The organism is Klebsiella terrigena (assembly GCF_006539725.1).
In the GTDB taxonomy this organism is placed as follows: Bacteria; Pseudomonadota; Gammaproteobacteria; order Enterobacterales; family Enterobacteriaceae; genus Klebsiella; species Klebsiella terrigena.
On sequence record NZ_BJNO01000004.1, the window covers coordinates 256,126 to 283,122 of the forward strand.

Here is a 26,997-nt window from a genome sequence, read left to right on the forward strand (position 1 = left end):
ATGAAACGCGCCGTAGTTGTCTTCAGCGGAGGACAAGATTCAACGACCTGTCTGGTGCAGGCTCTGAAACAGTATGATGAAGTGCACTGCGTCACTTTTGACTATGGACAGCGCCACCGCGCAGAGATCGACGTCGCTCGCGAGCTGGCGCTAAAGCTGGGCGCCGTGGCCCATAAGGTGCTCGACGTCACCCTGCTTAACGAACTTGCGGTGAGCAGCCTGACCCGCGATAGCATTCCGGTTCCGGACTACGAACCGGACGCCAGCGGTATTCCGAATACCTTCGTTCCCGGGCGTAATATCCTCTTTTTAACCCTGACGGCGATCTACGCTTATCAGGTTAAAGCAGAGGCGATCATCACCGGCGTTTGCGAAACCGACTTCTCCGGCTATCCCGACTGCCGGGACGAGTTCGTGAAGGCCCTTAACCATGCCGTTAATCTGGGCATGGCAAAAGATATCCGCTTTGAAACGCCGCTGATGTGGCTCAACAAGGCTGAGACCTGGGCGCTGGCCGACTACTGGGGCCAGTTGGAGCTGATTCGTAGCGAAACCCTGACCTGCTATAACGGCATTAAGGGTGACGGCTGCGGGCAGTGCGCCTCCTGTAACCTGCGCGCCAATGGCCTGAATCAGTACCAGGCCGATAAGGTCGGCATCATGGCCCTGATGAAGCAAAAAACGGGCTTACGCTAAGCATCGCCGGGCGCTTCCCGCGCCCGCGCTTCGCTAAGCGGGGTTAGCGCACCATAGTATCGCTGGAGCACAGCGGGAGACATGGGCGCTTGCCCTTTCCGCTACAGCTCCATCTGCTCGAGCTTCTCGCGCAGCTCACCGTCCAGCGGCAGCGCCTTCTGAGTTTTCAAATCGATACAGACAAAGGTAATCATCGCATCGGCGACCACTTCCCCTTCGGGATTCAGGGTTACCGTCTGGCTTAAGGTGCCGCTTTTGCCGTTCAGCTGCTGCAGGTGGCTGGTGACGGTTAACACGTCGCCAAGGACCGCCGGACGGCGATAGTTAATATTGATGTTCACCACCACGAACGCGATATTGCGGGCGGTCATCCAGTGGAACGCCGCGCTGTTTTCCAGGCCATCCCAGCGCGCCTCCTCGAGGAACTCGAGATAGCGGGCATTATTAACGTGCTGATAAACGTCCAGATGATAGCCGCGAACTTTAATTTGTGTCTGCATAGCGCAAGTGCCTTTGTCTTATTATCGTTAATGAGGTAAGAGGTCACACCACTTGTGTGACCTCTTTAGTCTGGCAAAGATTTACGCTGCTGCAAACCCCCGGCGCAAAATTACAGGGTGAGGTGCGCCAGGTTGCGCTCTACCAGCGCATGACCCATTCCGGGAACCTGCTTGAGATCGTCGATGGTCTTAAACGGCCCAAACTCTTCGCGATAGCTCACAATCCCCTGCGCTTTCTTCAGGCCTACGCCATTCAGCGCCTCCATCAGGTCCTGCGCGCTGGCGCTATTGATGCTGACCTTCGCCGTCCCCGACTCCCCCACTTTGGCTGAGTCGGGCGTTTTAGCCCGCATGCTCTCCTTACCTGTCGACACCGACGACTTGCCCTCGGCAGGTGCCCCCAGCGCCATCGGGCTTCCCGCAGCGCAAAGTAATGCCGCGGCAACTACGATCGCTTTCACTCTTGGTTTCATGCTGTGTTCTCCTTTTTTGTTGACAGCAGAGCCACGATAGCGGGCAGAGAAAAGGAGGACAAAAGGCGAATGCCAGAAATGGAAAAGGCCGCGAAAGCGGCCTTTAGGGATTGCATGACGTTACTTGATTTTGCGAGTATGCGCGAAATTACTGCTGCTGGTCGATGATATCGCCGAGCTTAATTTTCGCTGATTTACGCAGGCTGCTCATCAGCGCTTCGAAAGCAATCTGAGCATTGTTTTGCGTAATACCCTGCACCATGGCCTGTTTCTGCTCAGCCGGCATGTCACCTGCTTTAACAGCATCCAGAGCCAGCAGGACCACGTTACCGTTGGTATCGCTGCCCACGCCGTAGCTTGCTTTACCCTGCTGCGGCAGCGGCAGAGCGAATGCGGCCTGGCTCAGCGGATCCTGTCCGGTACGTGCCAGCGTCTGCGCCGCGCCAAAGCTTAAGCCTGCGGCCTTCATCGCGTCATCGCCTTTGCCGTCTTTCAGGGCAGCCAGCAGTTTGTCCGCATCAAGCTTCGCCTGCTGCTCGGCTTTGGTGTGCTTGATGATATCCGTCACCTGCGCTTTGACTTCCGCCAGCGGTTTAACGGCCTGCGCTTTATGCTCACTAATGCGGACAACAAAGGCGCGATCGCCATCAACGGTGATGATATCGGAGTTGCTGCCCGGTGCGCCGTTTTCGCCCACCAGACCACCGTTAAAGATAGCGTCGGAGACCGGCTTAAAGTTCAGCTCCTCCGGCAGGTTGTCGTGTCCGAACCAGCCGGTTTCAACAACCTTAACGTCTGCGACCTGTGCTGCGCTGGCCAGAGATTCGTTATCGTTGCTGGCGGCATCGCTCACCTTCTGCTGCAGCGCGTAGTACGCATCGAGGGCTTTTTCCTGCTTCACCTTCGCGGCGATATCCGCACGAACGTCAGCCAGCGGTTTCACCTGCGCAGGCTGAACGTCAACCAGGCGTACGACCAGGAAACCGACGGAAGATTTGATCACGCCGGAGAGCTGACCTTTTTCTTTCAGCCCGGCCTCTTTCAGCTCGGGAACCGTTGCCGCATCTTCCAGCCAGCCCATGTCGCCGCCGTTGCGGGCAGAGATAATGTCAGTAGATTTTTCTTTCGCCAGCGTCGCGAAATCGGCGCCTTTTTTCAGTTCGTCGAGCACGGCCTGCGCGTCAGCTTCGGTCCTGGTCTGAATCACGCTGTAGCGGTTACGCTGCGGCTGAGTGAACTGATCCTGATGCTGGTCATACCAGGACTGAATTTCCGCGTCAGACGCGTTCTCCTGCATGCTCGCTGCATCCATTTTGATGTAGCTCACGCGGAACTGCTCCGGCGCCATGAAGCGCGCCTGGTTCTGCTGATAGTAAGCCTCAACTTCCGCGTCGGTTACCGTCTGCTTCGCCGCCAGCGCGTTGACGTCAATCGTTGCTTCACGTACCACGCGCTGCTGAGAAACCAGCGCCGCCAGCTGGTCGGATTCGCCCGGCAGCATGAAGTCGGTGCCGGCAACGGCGTTAATCAGCTGCTGAGTCGTCAGCTGGTTGCGCAACGCCTGAGCGTACTGGTCGGTGGTCATGCCCATCTGATTAACGATGCCGCCAAAACGTTCGTTATCAAATTTACCGTTAGTCTGGAAGGCCTGGGTCTGGAAGATGGCCTGTTTCACCTGAGCGTCGCTGACGCTAAGGCCGAGTTCACGCGCGTACTGGTCAAGCAGCGATTCGTCGATCAGGCGGTTCAGCACCTGCTGGCGCATGGTTTTCATGTAGTTTTCGTTGGCTGCCAGTTCAGAGAACTGGTCGCCGAGCTGCTGCTGCATGCGATTACGTTCGCTGGCAACGGCATTTTCAAACTGTGAGCGACCAATTTCCTGGTCATTAACTTTCGCGGCATAATTGCTGCTGCCGCCAATCAGGTAACCACTCACCCCGGTCAAAATGAACGAGACAATGATGATACCGAAAATAATCTTGAGCACGACGCTGTTGGCGGCCGTGCGTAGGTTGTCCATCATGGTGTAACAACGCTCCGCTGTAGATGACTTTAGCTCGCGCAGCATAGCACGTGATGGCCGCCGCGCGTGAGGACCTATTTTGACAACAAAATGGGGTGATTGTCAGCCCACAAGTGTCCGCAAACACACATAAAGTCGCTTTCTGGACAAATAAAAAAGGCACATCTCTCGATGCGCCCTTGTACTTCGTCAAATTCCCTGACGGGAAGCCGATCAGTTGACCGCGTCTTTCAGCGCTTTACCAGCACGGAAACCCGGAACTTTAGCAGCGGCAATAGTAATTTCTTTACCTGTTTGCGGGTTGCGACCGGTACGGGCAGCACGCTCTTTAACAGCAAAAGTACCAAAACCTACCAGCGCAACGTCATCCCCAGCCTGCAGAGATTCAGTAACAGAAGCAATTAAAGCATCTAACGCACGTCCGGCTGCAGCTTTAGAAATGTCCGCACCCGCAGCAATTTTGTCAATCAGTTGAGATTTATTCACTGTTCTCTTCCTCTCTTTATAATTTATATCGCACCAGAATCCTTCGTGGTGCGACCGCGCAGCAGTTATATCAGGACTGTCATGCCCTTACAACAGAGTTGTAGATGACCCCCTGCCAGCGATCTAAGTTAGCTACACAAAAAAAGGCTGGCAAGCACGAATTTACTTACCAGCCCTACTTTTCTTAGCGCAATTTGCGCGAAATCACTATTTCGCCGTGACGACCTGCATGCCGAAGGGTTCATTCTGCAGCGCAAGTGCCAGAACTTCTTCGATTCGTTTCACCGGATGGATATCTAAATCGGCGATAACGTTATCTGGAATTTCTTCAAGGTCACGTTTGTTTTCGTCAGGAATCAGAACAGTCTTAATGCCGCCGCGGTGCGCCGCCAGCAGTTTTTCCTTCAGACCACCGATTGGCAGCACCTGGCCACGCAGGGTAATTTCCCCGGTCATAGCGACATCGGCGCGTACCGGATTGCCCGTCAGACAGGATACCAGCGCGGTACACATCGCAATACCGGCGCTTGGGCCATCTTTCGGCGTTGCCCCTTCCGGTACGTGGACGTGGATATCACGTTTTTCGTAGAAATCTGAGTTAATACCCAGCTTATCCGCGCGAGAACGCACCACGGTCAGCGCAGCCTGAATGGACTCCTGCATCACTTCACCGAGCGAACCGGTGTAGGTGAGCTTGCCTTTACCCGGAACGCAGGCGGTTTCGATGGTCAGCAGATCGCCGCCCACTTCCGTCCACGCCAGGCCAGTCACCTGACCTACGCGGTTTTCGCTATCCGCACGACCGTAGTCAAAGCGCTGAACGCCGAGGAAGTCGTGCAGGTTATCGCCGTTGATGGTGATGTGCTTGAGCGATTTATCCAGCAGCAGCTGTTTAACCGCTTTACGGCACAGTTTGGAGATTTCACGCTCCAGGCCACGCACGCCCGCTTCACGGGTGTAATAGCGAATGATGCCGACGATCGCGCTGTCTTCAACGGTCAACTCGCCTTTTTTCAGCGCGTTACGCTCAATTTGCTTCGACAGCAGATGCTGTTTAGCGATGTTCAGCTTTTCATCTTCGGTATAGCCGGAGAGACGAATCACTTCCATACGGTCCAGCAGCGGCGCCGGGATATTCATGGAGTTAGAGGTCGCCACGAACATCACGTCGCTCAGATCGTAGTCCACTTCCAGATAGTGGTCGTTAAAGGCCACGTTCTGTTCAGGATCCAGCACTTCCAGCAGAGCTGACGCCGGATCGCCGCGCATGTCGGAGGACATTTTGTCGATCTCATCGAGCAGGAACAGCGGGTTTTTAACCCCCACTTTCGCCATTTTCTGGATCAGTTTACCCGGCATTGAGCCGATGTAGGTCCGGCGGTGACCGCGGATTTCCGCTTCATCACGCACGCCGCCCAGCGCCATACGCACGTATTTACGTCCGGTAGCTTTGGCGATGGATTGACCCAGAGAGGTTTTACCCACCCCCGGCGGCCCAACCAGGCACAGGATCGGCCCTTTGAGCTTGTTCACGCGGCTCTGCACTGCGAGGTACTCAAGGATGCGATCCTTCACGCGTTCCAGACCGTAGTGGTCGGTATCGAGGATCTCCTGAGCCTGGCGCAGATCTTTTTTGACCTTGCTGCGGGCGCTCCACGGCACCTGCACCATCCAGTCGATGTAGCCGCGCACGACGGTGGCTTCCGCCGACATCGGCGACATCATCTTCAGCTTTTGCAGTTCCGCTTCGGTTTTTTCTTTCGCCTCTTTCGGCATTTTCGCCGCGTCGATTTTACGCTTCAACGCTTCGTTTTCGTCCGGGGCGTCGTCCATCTCGCCGAGCTCTTTCTGGATGGCCTTCATCTGCTCATTCAGATAGTACTCACGCTGGGACTTTTCCATCTGCTTTTTAACGCGGTTGCGAATGCGCTTCTCAACCTGCAGCAGATCGATTTCTGACTCCATCATCGCCATCAGATACTCCAGACGTTCGTTAACGTCTGACATCTCCAGCACGGACTGTTTGTCCGCCAGCTTCAGCGGCATGTGCGCCGCGATGGTGTCCGCCAGACGCGCCGGATCGTCGATGCTATTCAGCGACGTCAGCACTTCTGGTGGGATTTTTTTGTTCAGCTTGATGTAGCCTTCAAACTGACCGATAGCCGTGCGAACCAGTACTTCCTGCTCGCGCTCTTCAATAGCAGGCGATTCGAGGTACTCCGCTTTCGCTGAAAAATGCTCGCCGTCGTCGGATAACGCGGAAATACGCGCCCGCTGCAGGCCTTCAACCAGCACTTTTACCGTGCCATCAGGCAGCTTCAGCATCTGTAAAATTGACGCCACGGTCCCGACGGTGAAAAGATCATTTACACCCGGCTCATCCGTTGAAGCTTCTTTCTGCGCAACCAGCATGATTTTTTTATCATGGTCCATAGCCGCTTCAAGACAACGGATAGATTTTTCCCGCCCTACAAACAGGGGTATGACCATGTGCGGATAAACCACCACATCGCGCAATGGCAATACGGGGATTTCAATGCGTTCAGAACGCTCAGGATTCATAGAGCTCTCTCTTAGTTTAAAGTCCGCCAGGTAGCCGGCGGCACGACTCTTGATCGCGTCGCCGTTAATATGTAATCCAGTATATGGGGATGTAATCCACACATTCAACGGCAGGAATGCAGGAAAAACAAAAGGGGAGATAAAATCCCCCCTTTTTGGTTAACTGCTTGAGCGAGTTGGCTAATTATTCACCAGACGCCTGCTGCGCTTCCGGTTTCCCGTAAATCAGCAGCGGCTTGCTTTGTCCGTCGATAACCGAGGCGTCGATAACCACTTTTTCGACGTCTTCCATCGAAGGAAGATCGTACATGGTATCGAGCAGCGCCGCTTCTACGATAGAACGCAGGCCGCGGGCGCCGGTTTTACGCGCCATCGCTTTTTTGGCGATAGCGTCCAGCGCTTCATCACGGAACTCCAGCTCAGCACCTTCCAGATTGAACAGCGCCTGATACTGCTTGGTCAGGGCGTTTTTCGGCTCTTTCAGGATTTGAATCAGCGCGTCTTCGCTCAGCTCGTTGAGGGTCGCCACCACCGGCAGACGGCCGATAAACTCGGGGATCAGACCAAACTTGATCAGATCTTCCGGCTCAACCTGAGAGAGCAGCTCGCCTTCGCTGGCCTTGTCGGATTTCGCTTTTACCGTCGCGCCGAAACCAATTCCGGAACCGGTCTCTACGCGATGAGAAATCACTTTATCCAGGCCGGCAAACGCACCGCCGCAGATAAACAGAATCTTGGAGGTATCAACCTGCAAGAACTCCTGCTGCGGATGCTTGCGCCCGCCCTGAGGCGGAACGGCGGCGATGGTGCCTTCGATAAGCTTCAGCAGCGCCTGCTGCACGCCTTCACCAGAAACATCGCGGGTAATCGACGGGTTATCCGATTTACGGGAAATTTTGTCGATTTCATCGATATAAACGATGCCGCGCTGCGCTTTCTGCACGTCGTAGTCGCATTTCTGCAGCAGTTTCTGAATGATGTTCTCGACGTCCTCACCCACATAACCGGCTTCGGTCAGGGTGGTGGCGTCAGCCATGGTGAACGGTACATCCAGCAGGCGAGCCAGCGTTTCCGCCAGCAGAGTCTTACCGGAGCCCGTCGGCCCAATCAGCAGAATGTTGCTTTTACCCAGCTCTACGCCGTTGCTGGTATCGCCATTGCGCAGGCGCTTGTAGTGGTTGTATACCGCAACTGCCAGCACTTTTTTCGCCGGTTCCTGGCCGATAACGTAATCGTCAAGATGGTGGCGAATCTCGTGCGGAGTCGGCAGTGCACTGCGCTCGCGATGCGGCGCCACTTCTTTAATCTCTTCGCGAATGATGTCGTTACATAAATCAACGCATTCGTCGCAGATATACACGGATGGCCCGGCGATCAGCTTACGCACTTCATGCTGGCTTTTGCCGCAAAAAGAGCAATACAACAATTTGCCCGATCCATCTTTGCGTTTATCTGTCATGAGTCCAAACCTCTTATTAAGTTCTTTGTGCCGCACACGACGACGCAAATGCCATTCTCAGGCGCAAGCCGCTGGTAAGCGTTGTGCCGCCCTACTTCAGACAAGTATAGCGGCACCCTTGCGCCAGGGGCATCAATTACGATGGGTCAAAATGGAATCGACCAGGCCGTATTCCACCGCTTCTGATGCAGACAGGAAGCGGTCACGCTCGGTGTCGCGCTCAATCTGCTCAAGGGATTGACCCGTATGGTGTGCCATCAGTTCATTCATGCGCCCCTTCACTTTCAGGATTTCACGGGCGTGAATTTCGATATCCGTTGCCTGACCCTGATAGCCGCCCAGCGGCTGGTGGATCATCACGCGGGAATTCGGCAGGCAGAAACGCTTGCCTTTCGCCCCTGCGGTCAGCAGGAACGCGCCCATGGACGCCGCCTGGCCCATACAAATGGTGCTCACGTCAGGCTTGATGAACTGCATGGTGTCATAAATCGACATCCCGGCGGTAATCACCCCGCCCGGAGAGTTAATGTACAGGTAAATGTCTTTTTCCGGGTTTTCTGCTTCCAGAAAAAGCATCTGCGCCACGATCAGGTTCGCCATGTGGTCTTCCACCTGGCCGGTCAGAAAAATGACGCGCTCCTTGAGCAGACGGGAATAGATATCAAAAGAACGTTCACCGCGCGAGGTCTGTTCGATGACCATCGGCACCAGGGCCATATGGGGTGCAAAGTTATCTCGTTCGCCACTGTATGACATTTCCGTCTCCTGGATTAATTTTGAATAAACCTGCTGCACTGATTGTAACCTTATGGACGGATTATCAGCCAGAGTCTTCTGCCCGTCATCATTCGAATTACCGCTGCTTAAGCTGAATTCCTGCGTCCTCAATGATGGCGGCCAGACACGCTTCGTCATTATGCATGATTTCACGCGTGCAGTTACGTTCCCCGGTAATGGGGGCGTTGTCGCCATAATTCAAGCATAACAATCTTTTGTCGTAACGCTATCACTGAAATCGGCTTTTCGCACTCGTCCTAACGCCATCATTGTTCTAAAAAAAAACCCGCAGCCTCTCGGCAACGGGTTTTGCTCGAACCTTAAACCGCCGGGCGAAATTACGCCTGCTGGTTCATCAGCTCGCTGAAGGAGGTCGCTTTCTCGGAAACTTTAGCTTTCGCCAGTACCGCTTCAACAGCCTGCTCTTCCAGAGCTACGTTACGCATGTTGTCCATCAGTTCGTTGTTTTTGCTGTAGAACTCAACAACTTCAGTCGGATCTTCGTAAGCAGAAGCCATCTCTTCGATCAGGCCTTTCACGCGGTCTTCGTCAGCTTTCAGCTCGTTGGTACGAATCACTTCGCCCAGCAGCAGGCCAACAACAACGCGGCGTTTAGCCTGCTCTTCGAACAGCTCACGCGGCAGTTCCAGAGCCTGGTTTTCGTTACCACCAAAGCGCTGAGCAGCCTGACGACGCAGAACGTCGATTTCGCTGTCGATCAGTGCCGCAGGCACGTCGATTTCGTTAGCCTTCACCAGACCTTCGATAGCCTGAGTCTTCACGCGGTTACGCACGGCGCCTTTCAGCTCGCGATCCATGTTTTTACGCACTTCAGCGCGCAGACCTTCTACGGAACCATCTTCAACGCCGAAACGTTTGATGAATTCTGCAGTCAGTTCCGGCAGCTCACGCTCTTCAACTTTCTTCAGGTTAATAACGAACTTAGCCGCTTTACCTTTCAGAGTTTCTGCGTGGTACTCTTCCGGGAAGGTCACTTCGATAGTGAACTCTTCGCCAGCTTTGTGGCCTTTGATACCGTCTTCAAAGCCCGGGATCATACGACCCTGGCCCATCGCCAGTACGAAGTCAGACGCTTTGCCGCCTTCGAACTCTTCGCCGTCAACAGAACCGCTGAAGTCGATGGTTACGCGGTCTTCTGCATCAACAGCGCCGTCTTTGTCTTTCCAGTTCGCCTGCTGCTTACGCAGGGTGTCCAGCATGGTGTCGACGTCAGCTTCGGTCACTTCAACAACCGGTTTTTCAACTTCGATCGCGTCCAGACCCTGCAGCTCAACTTCCGGATAAACTTCGAATTCTACCGCGTAGGTGAAGTCTTCACCCAGCTTGTATTCGCCCGGAACATAGTTCGGCGCGCCAGCCGGATTGATTTTCTCTTTGATGATGGCGTCAACGAAGTGACGGCTCATCAGGTCACCCAGCACGTCCTGGCGAACGGATGCGCCATAACGCTGAGCGACAACATTCATCGGCACTTTACCCTTGCGGAAGCCGTCAATGCGAACTTTTTTCGCTACGTTGACCAGCTCGCTTTTGACAGCATTCTCGATGCTGTCAGCAGCGATAGTAATCGTTACACGGCGCCCAAGGCCCTGAGTGGTTTCAACTGAAACTTGCATCTTGTTACCTCAAAAAAATCACAGTGCTCGGTCAACTCTGGAAGCGCGTGTAGGTTGCTTCGCAGAACCGGGATGCCCTCTTCACTTCAGAAACACATTCCCTGTCGTCAGAATCATCCCGAAGACATTCATATAAGACGCGGCATTATAGCGGCATCACTTTTGTGAGTCGAGAACGGTTGTCGCCCACTGCTGCGGCATTTTTCACATTTCTCGTGCAAATTTACCTGTAAAAGTGTCCATAGCGCACATTTTCCAGGCAAAATAAAACGGCCCGTAGGCCGTTTTCTGATAAATCTTCACGCAACATACTGGAAAAGCTCCGGCGGTTGCAAATAGGATTTCTACGCGATGCTTCCAGCCCCGCGACAGGCAGGGGAGGCAAAGACGGTGTCCTGGAGTCCTTCCCACTCTTTTATCGTATAGGTATGCAGCGCCAGCGCGTGCACGGGGCCAGACAGCTCCTCGGTCAACGTACCGTAAATCATACGGTGACGGCTGAGAAAACGCTCGCCGGTGAAACGATCGCTCACCAACACCACTTTAAAATGACTTTCGGAGCCCGCGGGAACATTGTGGCGATAACTTTCATCCACGACTTCGAGATACACGGGGTCGAACGCTGCCCTAAGTTTTGCTTCGATCTGTTCACGTATCATCATGAATTTTCTCCTCCGACAACGCTGAGATGCCGCCATTCCTTTTAAATGTTAGCCGCTTTTACCGTTTCCATTACCGGAAAACAACAAAAAATTAGCATTTCTCTGATATTTTCATTCAAAAGTATCAAGTTTACTGACTCTGCCTGGCGTAATGTCCGTGCGGATCGCCATAAAAATGGGAAGACGGCCAGAAAACGCACAGCGCGATGAATTTACATACGTTGCCACTTCCCCTCGCCGTTGGCGATGTTATGATGACGGCAATTTTCCTCATAACAACACCATGCCTTGAGACCCCTGAACATGTTTAAGAAAATTCTTTTCCCGCTGGTCGCAATGTTTATGCTGGCAGGATGTGCCACACCGCCGACCACTATTGATGTCTCGCCGAAAATGTCCCTGCCTCAGCAGGACCCGAGCCTGATGGGCGTTACCGTCAGCATTAACGGCGCCGATCAGCGTCCGGACCAGGCCCTGGCCAAAGTGACCCGCGATAATCAGCAGGTCACCCTGACCGCCTCCCGCGATCTCCGCTTCCTGCTGCAGGAAGTGCTGGAGAAACAGATGACCGCTCGCGGCTATATGATTGGGCCGAACGGCGCCGTCGATCTGCAAATCATCGTGAATAAACTGTACGCCGACGTTTCCCAGGGCAACGTGCGTTACAACATCGCCACCAAGGCGGATATCGCCATCATCGCCACCGCGGCGAACGGCACGAAGATGACCAAAAACTACCGCGCCAGCTATTCCGTGGAAGGCGCATTCCAGGCTAGCAATAAGAATATTGCCAATGCGGTGAACAGCGTTCTGACCGACACTATCGCCGACATGGCGCAGGACACCAGCATCCACGACTTCATCAAGCAAAACGCGCGTTAATAAAACCACGAACCCGGCCAGCGGTCGGGTTCGTGCTACAGGCCCATGTCCAGTCACTACTTACGTATTTTTCAGCAGCCTAAATCAGCTATTTTGCTGATCCTCGGCTTTGCTTCCGGTTTGCCTCTCGCCCTCACCTCCGGCACGCTGCAGGCGTGGATGACCGTCGAGAATATCGATCTGAAAACCATCGGTTTCTTTTCGCTTGTCGGCCAGGCCTACGTCTTCAAGTTCCTGTGGTCACCGGTGATGGACCGCTACACGCCGCCGTTTCTCGGCAGGCGCCGCGGCTGGCTGCTGCTGACGCAGTTTTTGCTGCTTATTGCCATCGCGGCCATGGGCTTCCTTGAACCCACGACGCAGCTGCGCTGGATGGCGGCGCTGGCGGTGGTTATTGCCTTCTGTTCTGCATCGCAGGATATCGTCTTCGACGCGTGGAAAACCGACATTCTGGCCGCCGAGGAGCGCGGAGCCGGCGCCGCGGTTAGCGTGCTGGGCTACCGCCTGGGCATGCTGGTTTCCGGCGGACTGGCGCTGTGGCTGGCCGACCGCTGGCTCGGCTGGCAGGGCATGTACTGGCTGATGGCCGCGCTGCTGGTTCCGTGCATTATCGCCACCCTGCTGGCGCCGGAGCCCAGCGACGCGATCCCGGTACCGAAAAGCCTTGAGCAGGCCGTCGCGGAACCGCTTCGCGATTTCTTCGGCCGCAACAACGCCTGGCTGATCCTGCTGTTAATCGTCCTTTATAAGCTCGGCGACGCTTTCGCGATGAGCCTGACGACCACTTTTCTGATCCGCGGCGTCGGTTTTGACGCCGGTGAGGTGGGAATGGTGAATAAAACGCTGGGGCTGTTTGCCACGATCGTCGGCGCCCTGTACGGCGGCGTATTGATGCAGCGCCTGACCCTGTTTCGCGCCCTGCTGATTTTCGGCCTGCTGCAGGGGGTCTCCAACGCCGGCTACTGGCTGCTGTCAATTACCGATAAGCATATCTACTCGATGGCCACGGCGGTATTTTTTGAAAACCTGTGCGGCGGGATGGGGACCGCGGCGTTTGTCGCGCTATTAATGACGCTGTGCAATAAATCGTTCTCCGCTACCCAGTTTGCGCTGCTGTCGGCGCTCTCTGCCGTCGGGCGCGTGTACGTCGGGCCGATTGCCGGCTGGTTTGTTGAAGCCCACGGCTGGCCGACGTTTTATCTCTTCTCGGTCGTGGCGGCCGTTCCCGGCATCGTGCTGCTGCTTATCTGTCGGCGTACCCTGGAACATACCCAGCGCACGGAGACGTTTATGCCGCGCACGCACTATCGGCAGGCCTATTCCCTGGCCCTGATGGTGTTGGCTATCGGCTGCGCCATGCTGGCGGTCTGGCTGCTGCTGCTGGTGCTGAACGCCCTCGATTACACCGCGTTCTCCTTCTTAACCGGCCTGCTGGAGATTGCGGCGCTGACCGCCATTAGCGGCATTTTGCTCGGCAGCCTGCTGGACTACCTGGCGCTGCGCAAAACGGAGCTGGCTTAGGGCTGCCGCGTTCTGCGGGGCCCAGCGCGCCTGGGCCCGCGTCTGTCGGCGGCGGGAATAAGCCGTTTTAATCACTAAACGTAATTATAACGGCTTATTAACGATTTTATATTTTCCTTTTTTCATTTGTTGTTTTGTGCGTTTTACATTTTGGGAAATTATTGACAACTTTTATTCAATTCATTAAATAATTTAAACGATTCAGCAAAGGCCATTTATTTCCTCTCGCCGTCGATGTCTTTTATTTGATAATTAAATGTTAATTAGTTGTGCTATTTTATCGATAGTTATACTCATTACCCCATAAGCAACTTCATTCTTATCCCTTTCGTTATAGATCCAGCGCAAATCAGGCTTTGCAAGCGACAGCGTCACACTCGGTTACATATGTGACAAAGCAAGCAGAACCCACTAACACGGAACTGACACAGCTCCAATCATGTTTACAGTAATGCAACCTTCCCGTAAAATGCCCGCACACTTTAAGCGCCACCAGATTCCGTGGAATTGAGGTCGTTCAATGAGACTTAGGAAATACAATAAAAGTTTGGGATGGATGTCATTAATCGCAGGTACTGTATTACTCAGTGGTTGTGATTCTGCGCTCCTTGACCCAAAAGGACAGATTGGACTGGAGCAACGTTCTTTGATACTGACGGCCTTTGGCCTGATGATGATTGTCGTTATTCCCGCCGTCTTAATGGCAGTAGGATTTGCCTGGAAGTATCGCGCGAGCAATAAAGATGCGAAGTATAGCCCGAACTGGTCACACTCCAACAAAGTTGAAGCTGTGGTCTGGACGGTTCCTATCCTGATCATCCTGTTCCTGGCCGTTCTGACCTGGAAAACCACTCACGCATTAGAGCCAAGCAAACCGCTAGCTCACGAAGAGAATCCGATCGTCATCGAAGTTGTTTCGATGGACTGGAAGTGGTTCTTTATTTATCCGGAACAGGGTATTGCTACCGTCAACGAAATCGCCTTCCCGGCGAACGTACCGGTACACTTCAAAGTGACCTCTAACTCCGTGATGAACTCGTTCTTTATCCCACGTTTAGGCAGCCAGATTTACGCAATGGCCGGGATGCAGACTCAGCTGCACCTCATCGCGAACGAAACTGGTACTTATGACGGTATCTCCGCAAGCTATAGCGGCCCGGGCTTCTCAGGAATGAAGTTCAAAGCTCTCGCCACACCGGATCGTGCATCTTTCGATCAGTGGGTAGCGAAAGTAAAACAGTCTTCGAACACCATGGACTCCATGGCTGCCTTCGAAAAAGTGGCTGCGCCTAGCGAATACAACAAAGTGGAATACTTCTCTAACGTGAAGCCAGATTTGTTTAAAGACGTTATCGGCAAATTCATGTCTCACGGCAAGAGCATGGACATGTCCCAACCTGAAGGCGAGCACGCAGCGCACGAAGGAATGGAAGGCATGGACATGAGCCACGCGGAAACCGCTCACTAAGGGACCGAGGAAGAAAACGATGTTCGGAAAACTAACACTGGATGCAGTGCCCTATCACGAACCTATTATCGTGATTACGGTAGCTGCAATCATCATCGGGGGACTGGCGCTTCTGGCGGCAATCACTTACTTCGGTAAGTGGTCCTACCTGTGGAAAGAGTGGCTGACTTCGGTTGACCACAAACGACTCGGTATCATGTACGTCATCGTAGCAATCGTTATGCTGCTGCGTGGCTTTGCTGACGCCGTCATGATGCGTAGCCAGCAGGTGCTGGCCTCGGCCGGGGATGCGGGCTTCCTGCCTCCTCACCACTACGATCAGATCTTTACCGCCCACGGCGTTATCATGATCTTCTTCGTAGCGATGCCGTTTGTTATCGGTCTGATGAACCTCGTTGTTCCGCTGCAGCTCGGCGCGCGCGACGTGGCGTTCCCGTTCCTTAACAACCTGAGCTTCTGGTTCACCGTTGTTGGCGTTATTCTGGTTAACCTCTCTCTGGGCGTCGGTGAGTTCGCGCAGACCGGTTGGCTGGCCTACCCGCCGCTATCGGGAATCGAGTACAGCCCGGGCGTTGGGGTCGATTACTGGATCTGGGCTCTCCAGCTGTCCGGTATCGGGACAACCTTAACCGGTATTAACTTCTTTGTGACCATTATCAAGATGCGTGCCCCTGGCATGACGATGTTCAAGATGCCCGTGTTCGCCTGGGCTTCTCTGTGCGCCAACATCCTGATTATTGCTTCCTTCCCAATTCTGACCGTCACCGTCGCGCTGCTGACCCTGGACCGCTACCTGGGCACCCATTTCTTTACCAACGATATGGGTGGCAACATGATGATGTACATCAACCTGATTTGGGCCTGGGGTCACCCGGAAGTGTACATTCTGGTTCTGCCAGTATTCGGCGTGTTCTCCGAAATCGCGGCAACCTTCTCGCGTAAGCGTCTGTTCGGCTATACCTCGCTGGTATGGGCAACCATTTGTATTACCGTTCTGTCGTTCATCGTTTGGCTGCACCACTTCTTCACCATGGGTGCCGGTGCGAACGTCAACGCCTTCTTCGGTATTACAACCATGATTATCGCCATCCCGACCGGGGTGAAGATCTTCAACTGGCTGTTCACTATGTACCAGGGACGTATCGTCCTGAACTCTGCCATGCTGTGGACTATCGGCTTCATCGTCACCTTCTCCGTAGGCGGCATGACCGGTGTACTGCTGGCGGTTCCGGGCGCGGACTTCGTTCTGCACAACAGCCTGTTCCTGATTGCCCACTTCCATAACGTTATTATCGGTGGTGTGGTCTTCGGCTGCTTCGCAGGTCTGACCTACTGGTGGCCAAAAGCCTTCGGCTTCACGCTGAACGAAACCTGGGGCGTACGCGCGTTCTGGTTCTGGATCATCGGCTTCTTCGTAGCGTTTATGCCGCTGTACGTGCTGGGCTTCATGGGGATGACCCGTCGTCTGAGCCAGCAAATCGATCCGCAGTTCCACCCGATGCTGGTTGTTGCAGCATGCGGCGCGGCGCTGATCGCTTGCGGTATCCTCTGCCAGCTGATTCAGTTCTACGTCTCCATCCGCGATCGTGAGCAAAACCGCGACCTGACCGGTGACCCGTGGGGCGGCCGTACTCTGGAGTGGGCAACCTCTTCACCTCCGCCGTTCTATAACTTTGCTATCGTTCCGAACGTCCACGAGCGCGATGCGTTCTGGGAAATGAAAGAAAAAGGCGAAGCGTACAAGAAACCTGCAGGCTATGAAGAGATTCATATGCCGAAAAACAGCGGCGCCGGCATCGTTATTGCTGCCTTCGCTACGGTGTTTGGTTTCGCGATGATCTGGCATATCTGGTGGATGGCGATTGTTGGCTTTGTCGGCATCGTTGTCACCTGGATTATTAAGAGCTTTGACGAAGACGTGGATTACTACGTGCCTGTTGCAGAAGTCGAAAAACTGGAAGGTCAGCATTTCGATGAAATTAACAAAGCGGGGCTGAAAAATGGCAACTGATACTCTTGCGCATAACGCCCACGGACACGACCACGGGCATCACGATACAGGGCCGATGAAGGTATTCGGCTTCTGGATCTACCTGATGAGCGACTGCATTATCTTCGCCACCCTGTTCGCTACCTATGCCGTTCTGGTGAACGGCACGGCGGGCGGCCCGACCGGTAAAGATATTTTCGAACTGCCGTTCGTTCTGGTTGAAACTGCTCTGCTGCTGTTCAGCTCCATCACCTACGGCATGGCGGCTATCGCCATGTACAAAAACAACAAGAGCCAGGTCGTTTCCTGGCTGGCGCTGACCTTCCTCTTCGGGGCAGGGTTCATCGCGATGGAACTCTATGAATTCCATCACCTGATTGTTGAAGGTATGGGCCCGGATCGCAGCGGCTTCCTGTCAGCGTTCTTCGCGCTGGTCGGCACGCACGGTCTGCACGTCACCTCCGGTCTGATCTGGATGGCGGTGCTGATGTTCCAGGTTTCGCGTCGCGGCCTGACACCAACTAACCGTACCCGTATCATGTGCCTGAGCCTGTTCTGGCACTTCCTGGACGTGGTGTGGATCTGCGTGTTCTCTGTTGTTTATCTGATGGGGGCAATGTAATGAGTCATTCTACCGATCATAACGGCGCTTCTCACGGCAGCGTTAAGAGCTACATGACAGGGTTTATCCTGTCGATCATTCTGACGGTCATTCCGTTTGCTATGGTGATGAGTGGCTCCGCATCGCATGCGGCTATTCTGGGAACTATCCTGGTCACTGCTGTTGTGCAGATCGTGGTACACCTGGTGTACTTCCTGCACATGAACAGCAAATCTGACGAAGGTTGGAACCTGACCGCGTTTATCTTCACCGTAATCATCATTGCTATCGTTGTTATCGGCTCCATCTGGATTATGTGGAACCTGAACTACAACATGATGATGCACTAAGAGCGGCGAGTATGTTTAAGCAATACCTGCAAGTAACGAAACCTGGCATCATTTTCGGCAACCTGATCTCGGTGATCGGCGGTTTCCTGCTGGCCTCTAAGGGCCACATCGACTATCCGCTGTTCGCCTGGACGCTCCTTGGCGTGTCCCTGGTGGTCGCCTCGGGTTGTGTATTCAACAACTACATCGACCGTGATATCGATCGCAAGATGGAACGGACGAAAAACCGGGTGCTGGTCAAAGGGCTGATCTCGCCAGAAGCTTCGCTGGTATACGCCACCTTGCTGGGTATTGCTGGCTTCATGCTCCTGTGGTTTGGCGCTAATCCCCTGGCCTGCTGGCTGGGGGTGATGGGGTTCGTGGTTTATGTCGGCGTCTACAGCCTGTACATGAAGCGCCACTCCGTTTACGGCACGCTGATTGGTTCTCTCTCCGGCGCTGCGCCGCCGGTGATTGGCTACTGTGCGGTTACCGGTAATTTCGATAGCGGTGCCGCCATTCTGCTGGCTATCTTTAGCCTGTGGCAGATGCCTCACTCCTATGCCATCGCGATTTTCCGCTTCAAGGATTATCAGGCGGCAAATATTCCGGTTCTGCCGGTAGTGAAAGGTATCTCGGTTGCCAAGAACCATATCACCGTCTACATCATTGCTTTCGCCGTCGCGACGCTGATGCTCTCTCTGGGTGGCTACGCCGGGTATAAATACCTGGTCGTGGCGGCCGCGGTGAGCGTCTGGTGGCTGGGTATGGCGCTGCGCGGTTACAAAGTGGCCGATGATAAAGTCTGGGCGCGCAAGCTGTTCGTCTTTTCCATCGTCGCCATTACCGCGCTGTCGGTGATGATGTCCGTCGACTTTATGGTGCCAAACTCGCACAATCTGCTGGCCTACGTCGGATAAGATTGGCTCTGTGACAAACCCCGCTTCGGCGGGGTTTTTTATTTGTCCCGCTAGCTAATCAGCATCGCCTGCGCGCTGTAGAGTAAATCAAGATGATCGCGGCACAGGGCATCAAGCGAGGTCCGCGACAGATGACTGGTCAAGCTCAGCGCCCCCCAGTACACCCCTTCCCTGTCCGCCAGCGGCACTGCCAGCACTAGCATCCCAATTTCAAACTCCTGCTCAATCGCGGCGTATCCCTGCCGACGGATCTGGGCAATCTTTTCCATTAGCGGTGCAATATCGGTCACCGTATAAGGGGTGCGCTGTTCGCGCCTGATGCGCTGCAGGACCGCTTCGCACTCAGCCTCAGCCAACGATGCCAGCCACAGACGTCCGCCGGCTGTGCAGTAAATCGGTACCCTCTCACCCAGCCGAACCGAAGTGGAGTTAAACGGCGTATGTTTGCTGCGGGCGATATAAACCAGCTCGTCATCATCAATCACCCCAACCGAGGCATGCTCCTCCGTGCGGCTGGCAATGTACTCAACAATCGGCCGCACCATCCGCGGGAACTGGGCTGAATCAACATAGGCCTGCCCCAGGCGCAGCGCTTTTGGCGTCAGCCAGTAGTAGCGTCCGTCGGTCTGCAGGTAGCGCTCATGCAGCAGGGTGAGAAAGAACCGCCGCGCCGCGCTTTGCGTCAGCCCGCTCATTTTTGCCGCCTGCGGGACGGAGAGACGGGGATACTCTCTTGAAAAAAGCTGGATCAGCGCCAGCCCTTTTTGCAGTCCGACGATCAAATCGCGTGGATGTATTTGGTTTTGCATAGTTGTTCACACTTTTGCAACAAGACACTCAGTTTAGTGCGATTATCGCAGTGATGGTGCGATTAACAACCAACATGTCCGAATTCTGCGTTGCCGCTCCCAGCGTCCACTGAAATACTTTCACAACATTCATTTAACAAGTGAGGTTTGAAATGGTCAGTGGATTCACTCAGGTTGTTGCCGTTATCGGCCACCCTATTACACAGGTTAAATCACCGGAGAATTTCAACCGTTACTTTGCCGGGCAGGGCCAGGACAGCGTGATGATCCCGGTTGATATCGTGCCGGAGGCGGTGGCTGACTACCTGAACGCGTTACGTGGATGGCAGAATATGAGCGGCGTGCTGGTTACCGTTCCGCACAAGCAGCGCGTCGCCTCCCTGGTCGATGAGCTCACCCCGCGAGCGCGCCACCTCAACGCGGTAAACGTAGTGCGTAAGCTGCCGGACGGCCGCTTACAGGGCGATATGCTGGACGGCGTCGGCTTTCTGCTTGCCGCAAAAATGCGGGGATTTCAGGCCTGCGGAAAAAAAGCGCTGCTGTCAGGCTGCGGCGGCGTAGGGAGCGCCATCGCATGGGGCCTGTGCGAAGCGGGTATCAGCCACCTGACTCTCCACGACCAGAATTCGGCCACTCTGCAGCTGCTGCATAACCGCCTGGCCACTCGCTTTCCAGAGCTGCACCTCGCCACGCTGCCGGACACCCTTAACGGCTTTGATTTGCTGGTCAACGGCTCCCCCGCCGGAATGAGCGGCTTTGACGCGCTGCCGCTGCCGCAAACCCTGCTGGATACGCTGGAGGCCACCACCTATGTCGCTGATGTCGTCACCGCGCCGGTGATGACTCCCCTGCTGACCTTCGCTCAAGCCCGGGGCTGCGTGGTGCAAACCGGGCCTGAAATGGCCTTAGCACAGATGAAGCTGATGGGGCAGTTCATTGGCGCCATCGCTCATGAAGAAGGGGCGGCCGCATGAAAAGCTGGGACGTTATTGTTATCGGCAGCGGCGCGGCAGGTTTTGCCGCAGCGGTGACGGCGTGCTGTAAAGGGCTCTCGGTGCTGATGCTGGAGAAAGCGCCTCAGTTTGGCGGCACCTCGGCTATTTCAGGCGGAGCCGTATGGATTAACGATAGCGATCAGGCGCGCCAGCAGGGAAAAAGCGGCCCGGAACAAACCATAAAAACCTACCTGAAGACGATTATCGGCGAGCAGCACTACCGCCCGGAGATGGTGGATGCCTTCGTCAGCTCAGGGCGCGAAGCGCTGGCCTTTCTGGAAAAAGAGGGCGCGGTGAAATACAGCCTGCGCCCGCTCTCTCCCGACTATTACCCGGATGAGCCCGGCGCCGTTGACGTTGGCCGCGCGCTTGAGGTCGTCGAATACGACGGCCGCAGGCTTGGCGACCGGTTTCGTGAACTGCGATCGCCTCCACCGGGGATGCTGCTATTCGGCGGCATGATGGTCAACCGCGTCGATATTCAGCATTTTCTCGATATGCGCCGCTCGCTACGCTCATTCACCCACTGCACAAAGCTGCTGCTGCGCTATGGCCGCGATCGCCTGAAATATCCTCGGGGAACCCGGCTGGCGATGGGCAATGCCTTAATTGCGCGGATGGCCACCCTCGCCTTTCGCAAGGGCATGAGCCTGCAGCTGAACGTCAACGTAACGTCGCTCATCGAAAGCAACGGTGAAGTCACCGGCGTCGAGATTGAGCATGCGGGCCAGAGAAGCGTACTCCATGCGCACCAGGGCGTGGTGCTGGCCGCCGGGGGATTTGCCGCCGGCCGACTGGCCGCACAATACCGGCCGAAAACGCGCCAGCACTACACCATGTCACCCGACGCCAATGACGGCGCGGCTTTTCGCCTGACGGCGCCCCTGAACGCCCGGCAGGGGGCCGATTTACCGTCAAACTTTTTCTGGGCGCCGGTCTCCGTCCTGCGTCATGCGGATGGCAGCGAAGAGCGTTTCCCGCACCTCGTCACCGACCGCGCCAAGCCCGGCGTCATTGCCGTTAACCAGCGCGCCGTGCGTTTCGTGAATGAATCTAACTCCTACCACCATTTCGCCAGCGCGATGCAAAGCCTGGAGGAAAATGCGCCCTGCTATCTGATTTGCGATGCGCTGGCCATGAAGCGCTATGGACTCGGGCTGGCGCGTCCCGCCCCGGTCAATAACGACGCGCTGATAAAGGCCGGCTATCTGCATAAAGCGGATTCTCTTGCCCAGCTCGCGCAGGCGCTAGGGATCGATGGACAAACCCTGACCGCTACCGTCAGCCGATATAACCACGATGCCGCCAGCGGCAGCGATACGGAATTTGCCAGAGGGGGCAACAGCTATAACCGCGTAATGGGCGATCCCGGCCACCAGCCTAACCCCTGTAACGCCCCGCTCACCGAGGCACCCTTTTACGCCATCACGCTCTATACCGGTGATTTGGGCACCTCACGCGGGCTGGTCACCACCGCCGATGCTCAGGTCATTAATCAACAAGGTCAGCCCATTAAAGGGCTGTATGCCGTAGGCAATGATATGGATTCACTGATGGCCGGGACCTACCCCGGCCCCGGAATCACTCTCGGCCCGGCGCTCACCTTCGGCTATCTCTGCGCCACCCACATGGCGCAACAACCCGCACTTTAATCAGGAGAATGTCATGATCTACGAAAAACGTACCTACACCATCAACCCATTAAAAATGGCCGACTGGCTGGCGCTCTATAAAAGCGATGCCTACGCCGTACAAACCGAACATCTCGGCAAGTTGATTGGTTTCTTCTTTACCGAGATTGGCGTCGTTAATCAGGTGGTTCATATCTGGGCTTATGAAAGTCTTGACGATCGCCTGGTGCGCCGCGCGCGCATGGCGCAGGACGAACGCTGGCTCACCTTCTCTCGCAAAAACCGCGAGCTGGCGGCCGTCGAGCGCCTGGAGTCCGTTCTGCTGCGCCCTACCGATTTTTCACCGCTGCAATAAGGAGTCATAGATGAGCAGGCATGTGAAAGTAGATGTGCTGATTGTCGGTTCCGGTGCGGCGGGTCTCTCAGCCGCCGTCACCGCCGCCCTCAACGGTGCCAGCGTGCTGGTGGCGGAAAAAGAGTCGGTGATTGGCGGCACCAGCGCGTGGTCCGGCGGCTGGCTGTGGATCCCCCGCAATCCGCTGGCCCGCGAGGAGGGCATCGAAGAGGACGCCAGCGTGCCGCTCACCTATCTTCAACACGAAATGGCGGGGCAACCCGCCGATGCCCGCCTGCTCACTTTTCTGCGCTACGGCCCGGAAATGATCGATTTCTTTCGCCACAACACGGTAGTGCAGTTTATTTCCGGCAGCCGGATGCCTGATTTTCACGACTCGCCAGGCTACGCGCAGGGCGGACGTTCCGTCACCGCCCAGCCGTTTGATGGCCGCCTGCTTGGTGACTGGCTGCATCGACTGAGGCCGCCGCTCGAGACAATCAGCCTTGCGGGAATGGGGATCGCTGGCGGCGCCGACATGGCGCATTTCTTTAACGCCACGCGCTCTCCGCGTTCTGCGCTGTATGCCACACGGCGCCTGCTGCGCCACGTCTGGCAGCGCTTACGCCACGGTCGCGGACGGCATCTGGTCAACGGTAACGCGCTGGTGGCGCGCCTGCTGCGCGCGGCTCTGGATGCCGGCGCTAACTTCCAGCTGAATGCGCCGGTAGAACGCCTCTTAACGTCAGCAGCCGGCGTGACCGGCGCGGTATTACGCAGCGATGAGGGTCAGGTTCAGGTCAGCGCCAATGCGGTTATTCTCGCCTGCGGCGGCTTCCCCCACGATAAGCAGCGCCTGGCTCAGCATGTCGCCCACGCGGCAAGCGGCTACGGCCACTTCTCGGCCGCCCCGCCGGGCAATGAAGGGGATGGGATCCGCCTGGGAGAGTCGGTCGGCGGCCAGTTTGACGACTCGCTCAGACACGCGATGGCCTGGGCGCCGGTTTCCCGCGTCACCCTCGCCAGCGGCCTGCAGCTGCCGTTCCCGCACCTGGTTGAACGTGCTAAGCCGGGGTTTGTCGCCGTACTGCCCAACGGCAGGCGCTTCACCAACGAAGCTGACTCCTATCACGACTTTATTACCGCCCTGCTGGAAGCCACGCCGCCTGGAGAAACTCCGCAGGCGTGGCTGCTTGCCGACAGCCTGGCGCTGCGCCGCTATGGACTAGGCCAGGCTCGTCCGGCCCCTTTCTCAGCCAGGGCATGGCTGCGCACCGGCTACCTGCAGTCAGGCGAGACGCTGGAGGCGCTGGCAGAAAAATGCGCTATCGATAGCGCCCAGTTGAAGGAGACCATCAGCCGCTTTAATACCTTCGCCGCCTGCGGCAGGGACGATGAATTCCAGCGCGGAGCCTCGGCCTATAACCAGGCCCAGGGCGACGCTGCCAATCCTCACCACCCGACCTTAGGCGCGCTGAGCCGCCCCCCTTTCTATGCGGTTCGCATCCTGCCGGGTTCGCTCGGATCCTTTAGCGGCTTGAAGACCGATGAACAGGCTCGCGTGCTGGACGCACAGCAGCAGCCCATCGCCGGCCTGTACGCCATCGGTAACGATATGTCGAGCGTGATGCGGGGATACTATCCCAGCGGCGGTATTACGCTCGGTCCGGCGATGACCTTTGGTTATCTTGTGGGTAAACATTTGACAGAAAATATAGATAAAACAATGAAGTAAATTAAACCTTACCCGGGAAGGTCGTCTACATAACTACAACCGCCTGCCACTGTACTGGAGTCTTTATGAACATGCGTACCCTGTCACTCGCCGCCCTGACCGTGCTGGATGTTTCGCCGCCGGAACAGGTGCGGATTGCCGCTCAAACCGGCTTTACTCACGTCGGACTGCGGCTACTTCCCGCCACGCCATCCGACCCAAACTACGACATGCTCGGCGATACCGCCACCGTTCGCGAAACCTTAGCCGCGCTGCGCGATACCGGTATTCATGTTTCCGATGTTGAAATTGTTCGCCTGACGCCAGACTTTGCTCTGGATGCGCAGCTGCATCTGTTTATGCAGACCGCCGAGCGCCTTGGGGCAAAACAGGTGCTGGTCGCCGGCAACGATAGCCATCTGAACCGCAGCGCGGAGAGCCTCGCGGCGCTGGCGCAGGCGGGTAAAGAGTATGGCTTAACGATGAATCTCGAACCCATGCCCTGGACCTGCCTGCGTACTATTGCCGACGCCCGCAGCGTGATTGACGCCAGCGGCAGATCGGATGTGGGTATTCTGATCGACGCCATCCATTTCTGGCGAGCAGGCGAATCGCTCGAGACGCTCTCCAGCCTTCCGCACCATTACCTGAACTATATGCAGCTGTGTGACGCTCCGGCAGCACTCCCGAACAATGAGCAGGAGCTTATCCATCAGGCCCGCGCCGCGCGTAACGTTCCCGGCGAGGGCGGCCTCGATCTATCGGGTCTGATGGCCGCCCTTCCCGCGACGCTCGCCGTCTCGCTCGAGGTGCCGTTAAGCGGTGAGCGGGGCGCCTTACCCGCACTTGAGCGCGCGCAGCTGCTGTTCAATGCCGCGCAGTCCTATCTGCAGCCATCCGTCTGAGGGACGCGCTATGACACAGACTCAACGCCTGGATGTCAGAGAGTTAATTAACCATAACCCCTTAAGCCGCTATCAGAAGCTGGTGGTTTTCTTAGGTTTCTGCGTGATCGCGCTGGATGGTTTTGATATCGCGATTATGGGTTTTATCGCCCCTACCTTGAAGCAGGAGTGGGGAGTCACCAACCATGAGCTCGGCTTTGTCATTAGCGCCGCGCTGATTGGCCTGGCGCTGGGCGCTATTTTTTCCGGCCCGCTTGCCGACTGGCTGGGGCGGAAAAAAATCATCGTTAACAGCGTCTTCTTCTTTGGCTTCTGGACCATCGCTACCGCATTTTCGCAAAATATCGATCAGATGATCTTCTTCCGCTTTATGACCGGGCTCGGGCTGGGGGCTGCGATGCCGAATATGGGTACTCTGGTCTCAGAATATGCGCCGGAGCGGCGGCGATCGTTCATTATTACGATTATCTTTTGCGGCTTCACCTTCGGCGCGGCGGCAGGAGGATTTTCCGCCTCGTGGTTGATTCCACGCTTTGGCTGGCACTCCTTAATGGCCTTAGGCGGCGTGCTGCCTATTTTGTTTGCGCCGGTGCTTATCTGGAAGCTGCCTGAATCGGTGCGTTTTCTGGTGATTAAGGGCGCTCCGGCCGCGCGGGTCCGCACGATTTTGCGGCGGCTTTATCCCGGGCAAATCGCCGATGACGCGGAGTTTACCCTGCCAGCGCAGCCCGTCAGCGGCAGCGCAATGCGCATCGTGCTCTCCCGCCGGTATCGCTTCGGCTCGCTGATGCTGTGGCTGGTCTATTTTATGGGACTTTTTCTGGTCTATCTGCTGGGTAGCTGGCTGCCGACGCTGGTTAAAGAGGTCGGCATGACGGTAAGCCAGGCGGCAATAATGACCGCTATCTATCAGGCCGGTGGGACCCTCGGTTCGCTGTTTGCCGGCTGGCTGATGGACCGCATTAATCCGCACCGTGCGCTGGCGGTTATTTTTGCCGTTGGCGGATTGTTTACCATGGCAATGGGCTATGCCGCGGCCAGCTTTACTCTTCTGTGCCTGCTGGCCTTTATTAGCGGGGCCTGTCTGAACGGCGGCAATACCGGAATGAACGCGCTCTCTGCGCGTTTTTATCCGACCCAGGCGCGGGCCACCGGCTCCAGCTGGATGCACGGCATCGGCCGCGTCGGGGCTATTATCAGCGCCTTTGCCGGTGCCGAAATGATGGCGCTAAACCTCAGCTTTGAAAGCGTCTTTTTGATCCTCGGTATTCCGGCGGCCCTGACCGTGGCTGGACTGATTGCCAAAGAGCTGTTTGCCGATTCTCCCCACGCCGACGATAGCGCATCACCCGCCGCAGCCGGGAGCGCATCGTGAATAAAACAGCTACGCCCGCTATTGCCGTCGGAGCCGCTGCCTCTAGGCATACTGTGGCCCTCCATCAGCCCGCCATGCGTACGGTCTGAGAAGCAGGCGGTGCGGCAGCAAGCCGCACCGCCTTACGTAACACCTCACACTCTCTCCTGTCCGTATCTCACCGGAGTGCGGCCATTTTTCGATCGGCCTCGCACAAACGAAAAATAAATTTCAAATTAACAATAAAATGGAATAAACAATTCCATAAT

24 protein-coding genes are annotated in these 26,997 nt (G+C 55.9%); 14 read left to right on the plus strand and 10 right to left on the minus strand.

Annotated elements, in window-relative coordinates; all coding sequences use genetic code 11:
* A complete protein-coding gene (queC, locus tag RTE01_RS07815; RefSeq protein WP_041144324.1) occupies positions 1-696 on the plus strand; it encodes a 7-cyano-7-deazaguanine synthase QueC in 696 nt (231 codons plus the stop codon).
* A gap of 101 nt (positions 697-797) precedes the next feature.
* On the opposite strand, the gene RTE01_RS07820 is transcribed toward queC, so the two are convergent.
* The 9 genes from RTE01_RS07820 to bolA form a co-directional block, all read right to left on the minus strand.
* Positions 798-1,196: a YbgC/FadM family acyl-CoA thioesterase gene (locus tag RTE01_RS07820; protein WP_041144323.1), complete on the minus strand. Its 399-nt coding sequence runs from the start codon at positions 1,194-1,196 to the stop codon at positions 798-800.
* Positions 1,197-1,306: 110 nt separating this feature from the next.
* The gene (locus tag RTE01_RS07825) at positions 1,307-1,669 is read right to left on the minus strand and encodes a helix-hairpin-helix domain-containing protein (RefSeq protein WP_134525329.1); all 363 of its coding nucleotides are present in this window, start codon (positions 1,667-1,669) and stop codon (positions 1,307-1,309) included.
* Between the two features lie 148 nt (positions 1,670-1,817).
* Complete coding sequence (gene ppiD / locus RTE01_RS07830) at positions 1,818-3,692, minus strand: peptidylprolyl isomerase (protein WP_134525328.1); 1,875 nt, start codon at positions 3,690-3,692, stop codon at positions 1,818-1,820.
* Between the two features lie 213 nt (positions 3,693-3,905).
* The gene (gene hupB, locus RTE01_RS07835) at positions 3,906-4,178 is read right to left on the minus strand and encodes a nucleoid-associated protein HU-beta (RefSeq protein ID WP_002444653.1); all 273 of its coding nucleotides are present in this window, start codon (positions 4,176-4,178) and stop codon (positions 3,906-3,908) included.
* 207 nt (positions 4,179-4,385) lie between these two features.
* On the minus strand, positions 4,386-6,740 hold the full coding sequence (gene lon, locus RTE01_RS07840) for an endopeptidase La (protein ID WP_041144320.1): 2,355 nt from the start codon (positions 6,738-6,740) through the stop codon (positions 4,386-4,388).
* Positions 6,741-6,924: 184 nt separating this feature from the next.
* Positions 6,925-8,199, minus strand: coding sequence for an ATP-dependent protease ATP-binding subunit ClpX (gene clpX, locus RTE01_RS07845; RefSeq protein WP_041144319.1), 1,275 nt, complete (start codon positions 8,197-8,199; stop codon positions 6,925-6,927).
* Positions 8,200-8,331: 132 nt separating this feature from the next.
* Positions 8,332-8,955: an ATP-dependent Clp endopeptidase proteolytic subunit ClpP gene (gene clpP, locus RTE01_RS07850; RefSeq protein ID WP_003021624.1), complete on the minus strand. Its 624-nt coding sequence runs from the start codon at positions 8,953-8,955 to the stop codon at positions 8,332-8,334.
* A gap of 359 nt (positions 8,956-9,314) precedes the next feature.
* Positions 9,315-10,613, minus strand: a complete 1,299-nt coding sequence (tig, locus tag RTE01_RS07855; RefSeq protein WP_041144318.1) for a trigger factor — start codon at positions 10,611-10,613, stop codon at positions 9,315-9,317.
* A 344-nt stretch (positions 10,614-10,957) separates the two neighbouring features.
* The gene (gene bolA / locus RTE01_RS07870; RefSeq protein WP_041144317.1) at positions 10,958-11,275 is read right to left on the minus strand and encodes a transcriptional regulator BolA; all 318 of its coding nucleotides are present in this window, start codon (positions 11,273-11,275) and stop codon (positions 10,958-10,960) included.
* A 303-nt stretch (positions 11,276-11,578) separates the two neighbouring features.
* Between bolA and RTE01_RS07875 the strand changes: the two genes are divergently transcribed.
* The 7 genes from RTE01_RS07875 (at position 11,579) to cyoE (ending at position 18,986) form a co-directional block, all read left to right on the plus strand.
* Complete coding sequence (locus RTE01_RS07875) at positions 11,579-12,157, plus strand: lipoprotein (protein ID WP_041144316.1); 579 nt, start codon at positions 11,579-11,581, stop codon at positions 12,155-12,157.
* A gap of 45 nt (positions 12,158-12,202) precedes the next feature.
* A complete protein-coding gene (gene ampG, locus RTE01_RS07880; RefSeq protein WP_134525327.1) occupies positions 12,203-13,678 on the plus strand; it encodes a muropeptide MFS transporter AmpG in 1,476 nt (491 codons plus the stop codon).
* A gap of 520 nt (positions 13,679-14,198) precedes the next feature.
* Positions 14,199-15,146: a cytochrome o ubiquinol oxidase subunit II gene (cyoA, locus tag RTE01_RS07885; protein WP_041144314.1), complete on the plus strand. Its 948-nt coding sequence runs from the start codon at positions 14,199-14,201 to the stop codon at positions 15,144-15,146.
* A 19-nt stretch (positions 15,147-15,165) separates the two neighbouring features.
* Positions 15,166-17,157, plus strand: a complete 1,992-nt coding sequence (cyoB, locus tag RTE01_RS07890; protein WP_041144313.1) for a cytochrome o ubiquinol oxidase subunit I — start codon at positions 15,166-15,168, stop codon at positions 17,155-17,157.
* Complete coding sequence (locus tag RTE01_RS07895) at positions 17,147-17,758, plus strand: cytochrome o ubiquinol oxidase subunit III (protein WP_041144312.1); 612 nt, start codon at positions 17,147-17,149, stop codon at positions 17,756-17,758. Before cyoB ends, RTE01_RS07895 begins: the two co-directional genes overlap by 11 nt.
* Positions 17,758-18,087 (plus strand): cytochrome o ubiquinol oxidase subunit IV, encoded by a 330-nt coding sequence (locus tag RTE01_RS07900; RefSeq protein ID WP_041144311.1) that lies wholly within the window; start codon positions 17,758-17,760, stop codon positions 18,085-18,087. The genes RTE01_RS07895 and RTE01_RS07900 overlap by 1 nt, the downstream gene beginning before the upstream one ends.
* A gap of 11 nt (positions 18,088-18,098) precedes the next feature.
* Positions 18,099-18,986, plus strand: a complete 888-nt coding sequence (gene cyoE, locus RTE01_RS07905) for a heme o synthase (protein WP_041144310.1) — start codon at positions 18,099-18,101, stop codon at positions 18,984-18,986.
* A gap of 50 nt (positions 18,987-19,036) precedes the next feature.
* Here the strand turns inward: cyoE and RTE01_RS07910 are convergent, their stop codons facing one another.
* Complete coding sequence (locus RTE01_RS07910; protein WP_041144309.1) at positions 19,037-19,795, minus strand: IclR family transcriptional regulator domain-containing protein; 759 nt, start codon at positions 19,793-19,795, stop codon at positions 19,037-19,039.
* A gap of 152 nt (positions 19,796-19,947) precedes the next feature.
* Here RTE01_RS07910 and RTE01_RS07915 point away from each other — a divergent pair, with 152 nt between their 5' ends.
* The 6 genes from RTE01_RS07915 (at position 19,948) to RTE01_RS07940 (ending at position 26,749) form a co-directional block, all read left to right on the plus strand.
* Complete coding sequence (locus tag RTE01_RS07915; protein WP_141334896.1) at positions 19,948-20,769, plus strand: shikimate dehydrogenase family protein; 822 nt, start codon at positions 19,948-19,950, stop codon at positions 20,767-20,769.
* Positions 20,766-22,442, plus strand: coding sequence for an FAD-dependent oxidoreductase (locus RTE01_RS07920; protein WP_134525326.1), 1,677 nt, complete (start codon positions 20,766-20,768; stop codon positions 22,440-22,442). Before RTE01_RS07915 ends, RTE01_RS07920 begins: the two co-directional genes overlap by 4 nt.
* Positions 22,443-22,455: 13 nt before the next feature.
* Positions 22,456-22,776: an NIPSNAP family protein gene (locus tag RTE01_RS07925; protein ID WP_004099512.1), complete on the plus strand. Its 321-nt coding sequence runs from the start codon at positions 22,456-22,458 to the stop codon at positions 22,774-22,776.
* 10 nt (positions 22,777-22,786) lie between these two features.
* Positions 22,787-24,490, plus strand: a complete 1,704-nt coding sequence (locus RTE01_RS07930) for an FAD-dependent oxidoreductase (protein ID WP_134525325.1) — start codon at positions 22,787-22,789, stop codon at positions 24,488-24,490.
* Between the two features lie 65 nt (positions 24,491-24,555).
* Positions 24,556-25,374: a sugar phosphate isomerase/epimerase family protein gene (locus RTE01_RS07935; RefSeq protein ID WP_135185123.1), complete on the plus strand. Its 819-nt coding sequence runs from the start codon at positions 24,556-24,558 to the stop codon at positions 25,372-25,374.
* A gap of 10 nt (positions 25,375-25,384) precedes the next feature.
* Positions 25,385-26,749, plus strand: coding sequence for an MFS transporter (locus RTE01_RS07940; RefSeq protein ID WP_041144304.1), 1,365 nt, complete (start codon positions 25,385-25,387; stop codon positions 26,747-26,749).
* The last annotated feature ends 248 nt before the right edge of the window (positions 26,750-26,997 follow it).

Coding starts and splice junctions, on each gene's coding strand:
- clpP (WP_003021624.1), bottom strand. CDS start 8,955: ATGTCATACAGTGGCGAACGAGATAACTTTGCACCCCATATGGCCCTG.
- RTE01_RS07820 (WP_041144323.1), bottom strand. CDS start 1,196: ATGCAGACACAAATTAAAGTTCGCGGCTATCATCTGGACGTTTATCAG.
- RTE01_RS07935 (WP_135185123.1), top strand. CDS start 24,556: ATGAACATGCGTACCCTGTCACTCGCCGCCCTGACCGTGCTGGATGTT.
- RTE01_RS07900 (WP_041144311.1), top strand. CDS start 17,758: ATGAGTCATTCTACCGATCATAACGGCGCTTCTCACGGCAGCGTTAAG.
- cyoB (WP_041144313.1), top strand. CDS start 15,166: ATGTTCGGAAAACTAACACTGGATGCAGTGCCCTATCACGAACCTATT.
- RTE01_RS07925 (WP_004099512.1), top strand. CDS start 22,456: ATGATCTACGAAAAACGTACCTACACCATCAACCCATTAAAAATGGCC.
- lon (WP_041144320.1), bottom strand. CDS start 6,740: ATGAATCCTGAGCGTTCTGAACGCATTGAAATCCCCGTATTGCCATTG.
- cyoE (WP_041144310.1), top strand. CDS start 18,099: ATGTTTAAGCAATACCTGCAAGTAACGAAACCTGGCATCATTTTCGGC.
- RTE01_RS07930 (WP_134525325.1), top strand. CDS start 22,787: ATGAGCAGGCATGTGAAAGTAGATGTGCTGATTGTCGGTTCCGGTGCG.
- cyoA (WP_041144314.1), top strand. CDS start 14,199: ATGAGACTTAGGAAATACAATAAAAGTTTGGGATGGATGTCATTAATC.
- RTE01_RS07940 (WP_041144304.1), top strand. CDS start 25,385: ATGACACAGACTCAACGCCTGGATGTCAGAGAGTTAATTAACCATAAC.
- RTE01_RS07920 (WP_134525326.1), top strand. CDS start 20,766: ATGAAAAGCTGGGACGTTATTGTTATCGGCAGCGGCGCGGCAGGTTTT.
- ampG (WP_134525327.1), top strand. CDS start 12,203: ATGTCCAGTCACTACTTACGTATTTTTCAGCAGCCTAAATCAGCTATT.
- clpX (WP_041144319.1), bottom strand. CDS start 8,199: ATGACAGATAAACGCAAAGATGGATCGGGCAAATTGTTGTATTGCTCT.
- RTE01_RS07910 (WP_041144309.1), bottom strand. CDS start 19,795: ATGCAAAACCAAATACATCCACGCGATTTGATCGTCGGACTGCAAAAA.
- ppiD (WP_134525328.1), bottom strand. CDS start 3,692: ATGATGGACAACCTACGCACGGCCGCCAACAGCGTCGTGCTCAAGATT.
- RTE01_RS07825 (WP_134525329.1), bottom strand. CDS start 1,669: ATGAAACCAAGAGTGAAAGCGATCGTAGTTGCCGCGGCATTACTTTGC.
- RTE01_RS07915 (WP_141334896.1), top strand. CDS start 19,948: ATGGTCAGTGGATTCACTCAGGTTGTTGCCGTTATCGGCCACCCTATT.
- RTE01_RS07875 (WP_041144316.1), top strand. CDS start 11,579: ATGTTTAAGAAAATTCTTTTCCCGCTGGTCGCAATGTTTATGCTGGCA.
- tig (WP_041144318.1), bottom strand. CDS start 10,613: ATGCAAGTTTCAGTTGAAACCACTCAGGGCCTTGGGCGCCGTGTAACG.
- bolA (WP_041144317.1), bottom strand. CDS start 11,275: ATGATGATACGTGAACAGATCGAAGCAAAACTTAGGGCAGCGTTCGAC.
- RTE01_RS07895 (WP_041144312.1), top strand. CDS start 17,147: ATGGCAACTGATACTCTTGCGCATAACGCCCACGGACACGACCACGGG.
- queC (WP_041144324.1), top strand. CDS start 1: ATGAAACGCGCCGTAGTTGTCTTCAGCGGAGGACAAGATTCAACGACC.